The organism is Archangium sp. (genome assembly GCF_036389735.1).
Lineage (GTDB): Bacteria > Myxococcota > Myxococcia > Myxococcales > Myxococcaceae > Archangium.
The window spans coordinates 1-7804 of the sequence record NZ_DASVWK010000772.1 but is presented as its reverse complement, the minus strand read 5'-3'; the positions used below and the strand labels follow the sequence as shown (position 1 = coordinate 7804).

General features: G+C 67.6%; 4 protein-coding genes and 2 pseudogenes. 4 read left to right on the top strand and 2 right to left on the bottom strand.

What is annotated here, in order from left to right; genetic code table 11:
* The 3 genes and pseudogenes from VF794_RS27485 to VF794_RS27475 form a co-directional block, all read left to right on the top strand.
* A pseudogene (locus tag VF794_RS27485) lies at nucleotides 1-690 on the top strand (transcriptional regulator); the annotation flags it as partial.
* A gap of 18 nt (nucleotides 691-708) precedes the next feature.
* Nucleotides 709-5112: an AMP-binding protein gene (locus VF794_RS27480; RefSeq protein WP_331115433.1), complete on the top strand. Its 4404-nt coding sequence runs from the start codon at nucleotides 709-711 to the stop codon at nucleotides 5110-5112.
* Nucleotides 5109-6137 (top strand): NAD-dependent epimerase/dehydratase family protein, encoded by a 1029-nt coding sequence (locus VF794_RS27475; RefSeq protein WP_331115431.1) that lies wholly within the window; start codon nucleotides 5109-5111, stop codon nucleotides 6135-6137. Before VF794_RS27480 ends, VF794_RS27475 begins: the two co-directional genes overlap by 4 nt.
* 44 nt (nucleotides 6138-6181) lie before the next feature.
* Here VF794_RS27475 and VF794_RS27470 read toward each other — a convergent pair whose 3' ends face one another.
* Together VF794_RS27470 and VF794_RS41785 are read right to left on the bottom strand one after the other, a co-directional pair.
* Nucleotides 6182-7063 carry a GGDEF domain-containing protein gene (locus VF794_RS27470; RefSeq protein WP_331115429.1) on the bottom strand — a complete coding sequence of 294 codons (882 nt, stop codon included), beginning with the start codon at nucleotides 7061-7063 and terminating at the stop codon, nucleotides 6182-6184.
* 65 nt (nucleotides 7064-7128) lie between these two features.
* Nucleotides 7129-7176 (bottom strand): annotated as a pseudogene (locus tag VF794_RS41785) (hypothetical protein); the annotation flags it as partial.
* Between the two features lie 19 nt (nucleotides 7177-7195).
* Here VF794_RS41785 and VF794_RS27465 point away from each other — a divergent pair.
* A partial coding sequence (locus VF794_RS27465; protein WP_331115428.1) for a sugar phosphate nucleotidyltransferase occupies nucleotides 7196-7804 on the top strand: 609 nt, incomplete at its 3' end.

The following is a 7804-nucleotide window of genomic DNA, read 5'->3' as shown; positions in this document are numbered from 1 at the left end:
GCGGCGGCGCGCAAGGTGCTCAACTCCATCCCCGCGCCCTATGACGTGACGGGCGTGTTCGCTGGCGCCACCGAGCCCACCCACGCCAAGACACTGGAGAAGAGCTGGCAGCAGTACGTGGTGCCGGTGCAGGGGCAGAGCGACATCGTCATCTTCCCCATCCCCTTCATCTCGCCCTACAGCGTCAACTCCATCCTCAACCCGCTGCTGGTGCAGGTGATGGCGCTCGGCTACTTCTTCAACCTCAACCGCGGCGTGCCGCTGGTGAAGAAGGGCGGCGTCATCATCCTCACCCACCCCGCCTTCGACGAGTTCGATCCCGTCCAGCACCCCAGCTACATCGAGTTCTTCAACCGGGTGCTGCCCGAGACGCGCGACGCGATGCAGATCGAGCAGAAGTACGAGCGCGAGTTCGCGGAGAACCCCAGCTACGTGCACCTGTACCGCAAGGGCAACGCCTACCACGGCGTGCACCCGCTCTACATGTGGTACTGGGGCGAGAATGGCCGCCAGCACGTGGGCAAGGTCATCTGCGCGGGCGCGGAGAACAACCATGTCCCGGCACTGCTCGGCTGGGAGCGTACCGACACCCTCACCGAGGCCATCGAGGAGGCGCGCGGCTTCATGGGCCGCTCGGCCAGCATCAGCCTGCTGCGCATCGCCCCCACCGTCATGGTCGACGTGAAGTAAGTCCCCGAAAGCCCCGCGATGAGTCTTCCCGAGCTGAACGTCACCCAGGTCTTCTCCGGCAAGCGCCTGCTCTTCGCGGGCTCCACCGGCTTCGTGGGCAAGGTCACCCTGTCCATGCTCCTCTCGCGCTATGGCGAGACGCTGGACAAGCTCTATGTGCTGGTGCGCAAGGGCAATGCCCCGTCCGCCGAGCGTCGCTTCTTCGACAAGGTGGCCACCAGCGAGCCCTTCCAGCCACTGCGCGACGCCTACGGCGACGAGGGCGCGCTGGAGTTCATCCGCCGCAAGGTGGAGGTGCTCGACGGCGACATCACCGACCCGCTCATGGGCCTCACCCCCGAGCAGGCCGACGCGCTCACCGGCAAGGTGTCCGCCATCATCAACTGCGCGGGCCTGGTGTCCTTCAACCCGTCACTGGAGGTGGGCCTCAACGTCAACACCCACGGCGTGAAGTACACCGTGGAGCTGGCGCTCAAGTGGGGCGTGCCACTGGTGCACATGTCCACCGCCTTCGTGGCCGGCAACCGCAGCGGCCTCGTCTTCGAGGACGAGGAGGTGCTGGGCTACTTCCCCCGCAAGGAGGAACTGGACGGGCGCGACTTCAGCCTGGAGCAGGAGCTGGCGGACGCGGAGAAGGTCGTCGCCCGGCTGCGCGAGCAGGCGGATGACAAGACCCTCACGTCCAACTTCCGCAAGAAGGCGCTGGAGCGCCTGGAGCAGGAAGGGCGGGATCCCAGCGACGAGAAGACGCTGCGGCTGGCGGTGGGGCGCGAGCGCAAGCTGTGGCTCACCGGCGAGCTGGTGCGCGCGGGCATGGAGCGGGCGAGCCACTGGGGCTGGCCCAACACGTACACGTACACCAAGAGCCTCGGCGAGCAGGTGATGGCCAGCACGCCGGGCCTGCGCTACTCCATCGTCCGGCCCTCCATCGTCGAGTCCGCCCAGCACTTCCCCTTCCCCGGGTGGAACGAGGGCTTCACCACCTCGGCGCCGCTGGCCTTCGCCGGCATCAAGGGCCAGCGCAACATCCCCGCCGGGGACCGGGCCATCCTGGACATCATCCCGGTGGACCACGTGGCCGGTGCCACCATCGGCATCACCGCGCACGCCATGCAGGTGGAGGAGCGGCGCGTCTACCACCTGGCCTCCGGTGACGTGAATCCCTTCTACGCCAGCCGCTCGGTGGAGCTGGTGGGCCTCTACCGGCGCCGCTACTACCGCAACAAGGACTCGGGCAACGCGCTGATGAACGAGCTGCGCTCGCGGCTCGAGCCCATGCCGGCCAGCCGCGTGGTGTTCGAGAACTTCAGCGCCCCCATGTTCGTCAAGGGCGCGCGCCTGCTGCGCCAGGTCATCGACGAGGTGAAGCCCGGCTGGGGCGCGCCCAAGGTGCAGGCGGTACTGGAGAAGGCCAGGGACTCGCTCACCAGTCTGGAGGAGCAGGGCCAGAGCCTCATGGGGCTCGTGGAGTTGTTCATGCCCTTCCTCTACGAGAACCGCTACGTGTTCCGCTGCGACAACACCCGCTCGGTGTACACGCGGATGGAGGGCCACGACCGGGCGAGGATTCCCTGGAGCCCGGAGACGATCGACTGGCGCACCTACTTCCTCGACACCCACCTGCCCGGCCTGGAGAAGTGGGTGTTCCCCGGAATGGAGGAGGAGACGAAGAAGCGCACCGTCATCCCCGCCAGCAGGGATCTGCTGGAGATGTTCGAGGCCAGCGTCCACGCGTGGCGTCACCGGGTGGCCTTCCGCTTCGCCGCGAACGAGACGGAGGAGCGCGTCACCTATGGCGAGGTGCATCGCTACGCGGGCCGTGTGGGCAGCTTCCTCCTGAAGGAGGGCGTGAAGCGCGGGGACCGGGTGATGCTCCTGTCGGAGAACCGGCCCGAGTGGCCCATCTCCTACTTCGGCATCCTGCGCGCGGGCGGCGCAGCCGTGCCGGTGGACCCGAGCCTCAACGAGGCCGAGATCGTCAACATCGCCCGCCGCTCCGAGGCCAAGGTGCTGCTGCTCTCGGAGCAGGCCTTCGAGGACCTCCCCCGCCTCCAGGCGGCGCTCACCGAGGCGGGCCTGTCCACGCGGCTGGCCAGCCTCGCCGAGGCGATGACGGGGGACCCGGCGTACCCGGACAACATCGGACCGGTGCGCCGCACGGCCGCCGCGGATGACGTGGCCAGCCTCATCTTCACCTCGGGCACCACGGGCACGCCCAAGGGCGTGATGCTCACCCACCGCAACTTCGCCTCGCTCATCGCGAAGCTGGCGGGCGCCTTCGACATCGGCGTGGGCGACGGCGTCCTCTCCGTGCTTCCGCTGCACCACACCTTCGAGTTCTCCGCCGGCTTCCTCACGCCCTTCTCGCGTGGCGCGGAGATCACCTACATCGACGAGCTCACCTCGGACCGGCTGGGCGAGGTCTTCGAGACGGGCCGCGTGTCGGCGATGATCGGCGTGCCCGCGCTGTGGCAGCTCCTGCACCGCAAGGTGACGCAGGAGATGGCCAGCCGGCCGCCAGTGGTGGAGCAGGCCCTCAAGGCGCTCATGGCCACGCACGGGGAGCTGCGCAACCGCAGCAACGTCAACCTGGGCAAGCTGCTCTTCTGGCCGGTGCACCGCAAGTTCGGCGGGAAGATCAAGTTCCTGGTGTCGGGCGGCTCGGCCCTGCCGGACGACGTGCACAAGGCCTTCCACCAGATGGGCTTCAACATCATCGAGGGCTATGGCCTCACCGAGGCGGCCCCGGTGCTGACGGTGTCCGAGACGCGCACCAACAAGCGTCAGGCGGGCACGGTGGGCAAGGCGCTGCCCGGCATCGAGCTGCGCATCCTCGACCCGGACAACGACGGCATTGGCGAGGTGCTGGCGCGCGGCCCCAGCGTGATGGCCGGCTACTTCGGGGACAAGGAGTCCACCGACGCCGTCCTCAAGGAAGGCTGGCTGTACACGGGCGACCTCGGGCGCATCGACGACGAGGGCCGGCTGTACCTGGTGGGCCGCAAGAAGGACGTCATCATCGACGCCAACGGGAAGAACGTGTACCCGGACGAGCTCGAGGATGCGTACAGCAACCACCCGCACATCAAGGAGCTGTCCATCGTCGGCCTGCCCGACGAGGGCGGTGGCGAGAAGGTCGCCTGCCTGTGCGTGCCCGACTACAAGGAGCGGCCGCGCGAGGAGGTGCGCCGCGAGCTGGAGGAGCACTTCCGCAAGACGAGCGCGGAGATGCCCTTCTACCGCCGGGTGAAGGTGCTGCGCTTCTGGGACGGGGACCTGCCGCGGACCTCGTCGCGCAAGGTCAAGCGCAAGGTGGTGGTGGAGGAGCTCAAGCGCCTGGAGCGGCTGGCCGCCTCGGGCGAGAAGGCCCGCGAGAAGGTGCAGAGCACCGGCGGTGTGGCCGACTGGCTCTACCCGCTCATCGCCGAGGTGGTGAGCCGGCCGCTCGCGGACGTCCGCCCCGAGGCCCGCCTCTCGGTGGACCTGGGCCTGGACTCGCTGATGCTCACCGAGCTGTCCGTGGCCCTGGAGCAGGCCGGCGTGCCGCTGCCCGCGGTGAACGACCTGACGCACGTGCAGACGGTGGATGACCTGCGCAAGCTGGTGGTCGCCAGCGGGCGCCGGCCCTCCGTGGAGACGCGCGCCAAGGAGATCTCCCAGGAGGTGGAGAAGACCGAGGAGCTGGAGATTCCGGTGCCGGAGCCGCTGGTGACGGTGGGCCGGCAGCTGGTGCGGCTCGGCCAGCAGGCCATCTTCGGCGGCCTCTTCGACGTGAAGGTGACGGGCAAGCCCTTCATCCCGATGAACCGCAACTTCCTCGTCATCGCCAACCACACGAGCCACCTGGACATGGGGCTCGTCAAGGTGGTGCTCGGCGAGCAGGGGCAGCGGCTCACCACGCTCGCCGCGCGCGACTACTTCTTCGATACGGCGCTCAAGCGGGCGTACTTCGAGAACTTCACCGACCTCATCCCCATGGACCGGCACGGCTCGCTGCGCGAGTCGCTGCGAATGGCCGGCAACGCGCTGCGCCAGGGCTTCAACCTGCTCATCTTCCCCGAGGGCACGCGCTCGCCCACGGGGGAGCTGCTCGAGTTCAAGCCCACCCTGGGCTACCTGGCGCTCACCTACGGGGTGGACGTGCTGCCCGTCTACCTCAAGGGCGCCTTCGAGGCGCTGCCCAAGGGCCGCATGGTGCCCAAGTCGCGCGAGCTGGAGGCCCACATCGGCCCCGCGCTCACGTACGAGATGCTGCGGTCGAAGACGCAGGGCATGGCGCGCTCGGAGAGCTACCGCTACGCCACGAAGCTGGCGGAGGACTCCATCCGTGCGCTCGCCGCCGGCCGGGTGCTGAGCTTCGATGAATCGGCGACGGTGGAGGACCAGCGTCGTGCGCTGTCCTCCGGAGGGAGCGACTCATGAAGCTGCTCGTCACCGGAGGCTCGGGCTTCCTGGGCGCGCACCTGGTTCCGCGGTTGGTGGCCGCGGGGCATGAGGTGCGCATCATCGGCCGCTCCAAGCCGGCGGGCCCCGCTTTCGAGAAGGCGGAGTACGTCCCTGGAGACCTGAAGAACCGCGAGGCGGTGCGGCGCGCGCTCCAGGGCGTGGAGGCCGTCTACCACCTGGCGGGGCTCGTCTCCTTCCAGGACAAGGACGCGCGGCGCATGTACGAGCTGCACGTGGACGCCACGCGCGAGCTGCTGCAGGACGTGCGCGAGGCCGGCGTGAAGCGCGTCATCCTCGCCTCCACCTCGGGCACCATCGCCGTGTCCAAGGAGGAGCGGGTCGGCACCGAGGACGACGACTACCCCATCACCGTGGTGGGGCGTTGGCCGTACTACCTGTCGAAGATCTACGAGGAGAAGCTCGCGCTGGAGTACTGCCGCAAGCACGCCATTCCCCTCGTGGTGCTCAACCCGAGCCTGCTGATGGGGCCCGGGGACGACCGGCTGTCCTCCACCTGGACGGTGATGAAGTTCCTCCAGGGAGAGATTCCCGCCATGCCCGGTGGGGGCATGTCCTTCGTGGACGCGCGGGACGCGGCGGACGCCTTCGTCAACGCGCTGACGCGCGGCGAGGTGTACGGGCGTCACCTGATGGGCGTGAACCTGCACATGGACGACTTCTTCCACCGCCTGGAGCGCCTGTCGGGCGTGCCGGCGCCGCGGCTGAAGCTGCCCTCACGGGCCAACGTGCTCGGCGCGAAGCTGCTGGAGCAGCTGGCGAAGTGGCGCGGGACGACGCCCACATTGGATCCGCAGGAAGTGGACGTGGGCGAGCACTTCTTCTGGCTGGACGCCTCGAAGGCCGAGCGCGAGCTGGGCTTCAAGGCCCGGGACGTCCACGAGACGCTGCACGACACGGTGCAGTACCTGTACACGCGGATGGCGCCGGGCCACCTGCCGGGTACCAAGGGCAAGCTCGGGGAGCTGCGCGACGGCACCTGAGTCACCCCCCTCCCCCTCTCGCCGAGCAGGGGGAGGAGCAGGGACTAGGCGACCACCCGGTTACGGCCGGTCTTCTTCGCCTTGTACAGGTTGGCGTCCGCCACCTTGATGAACTGGAGCGGATCCACCATGTCCGACGTCATGTCCGCCACGCCGATGGACAGGGTGACCGGAATGTCCTGGTTCTCGAAGGAGAACGCCTTCTCCTCGATGGTGCGGCGGATCTTCTCCGCGAAGATGCGCGCCTTCTCCAGGCCATCCTCGGGCACCACCAGGGCGAACTCCTCGCCGCCGTAGCGTGCGAAGCACTGCTCCTTGCGCACCATCCGCTTGACTGACTGCGCCAGCTCGCGCAGCACGTAGTCGCCCGCCAGGTGCCCGTGGACATCGTTGATTTTCTTGAAGAAATCGATGTCGAACATCATCAGCGTCAGGGGGCGCCCGTAGCGGTGGCACCGCCCCATCTCCCTCTCCAGGTACTCGAGGAAGTAGCGCTTGTTGTTCACCCCGGTCAGGCCATCCACGATCGTCAGCGTGTAGATGGTCTCGTGGTACTGGAGCTCCACGTTGTCGCCGGTGAGGAACTTGAAGATGGAGCCGCCCACCTTGATGAGGTCCCCACTGCGCAGCGGAGTCTCCTGCGTCACCTCCGCATCGTTCAGATAGGTCCCATTGGTGGAGCCGAGGTCCTTCACGAACATCCGCCCTTGTCGGTGGATGATCATCGCGTGCCTGCGCGAGACGTTGTCGAGGTCCACCACGATGTGGTTGCCCTCCTCACGCCCGATGGTGAACTCGTGCTCTTGGAGCGTGTACTTCTTGCCCAGCTCCGGACCGTGAATCTGCACGATGCAGCATTCCGATTCGACCGGGGCCAGCTCCTTGATCGAGGAGATCTTGGTTACTCGGGTTTCGTCGCCAGCCATCGTCTGGAAGACATAGCACGGCTGCCCCGGTGGAAGCCATGACGGCCGGCCCCCCCCTGGTTCCGCTACTCAACGAAGGCCCAAGAGCGGCCTTGCCGGGCCCATCTCCCTGGCTAACGTGGGCGGTCACCTATGGCCAAGACCCTGGCAATGATCCTCGCGGGCGGAGCCGGAACCCGGCTCGAGCCCCTCACGCGTGAGCGCGCCAAGCCGGCCGTACCCTTCGGCGGGCGCTACCGCATCATCGACTTCGTCCTCTCCAACTTCGCCAACTCCGGCATCTACCGGATGAAGGTGCTGACGCAGTACAAGAGCGACTCGCTCAACAAGCACCTGTCGCGGGCCTGGCGGATGACGGCCTTCCTGGGCCACTACGTGGAGACGGTACCCGCCCAGATGCGGACCGGCATGGACTGGTACAAGGGCAGCGCGGACGCCATCTACCAGAACCTCAACATCATCACCGACGAGGAGCCGGACCACATCTTCGTCTTCGGGGCGGACCACGTCTACCGGATGGACTGCCAGCAGATGCTGGACTTCCACATCGACCGGAAGGCCGCCTGCACGGTGGCCGCCATCCCCGTGCCCCTCGAGGAGGGCAAGGAGTTCGGCATCATCGACATGGGCGCGGACGGGCGGATGAAGGGCTTCGTGGAGAAGCCCCAGAACCCGCCCCCCATGCCCGGCAACCCGAAGATGTGCCTGGCCTCCATGGGCAACTACCTCTTCTCCACCGAC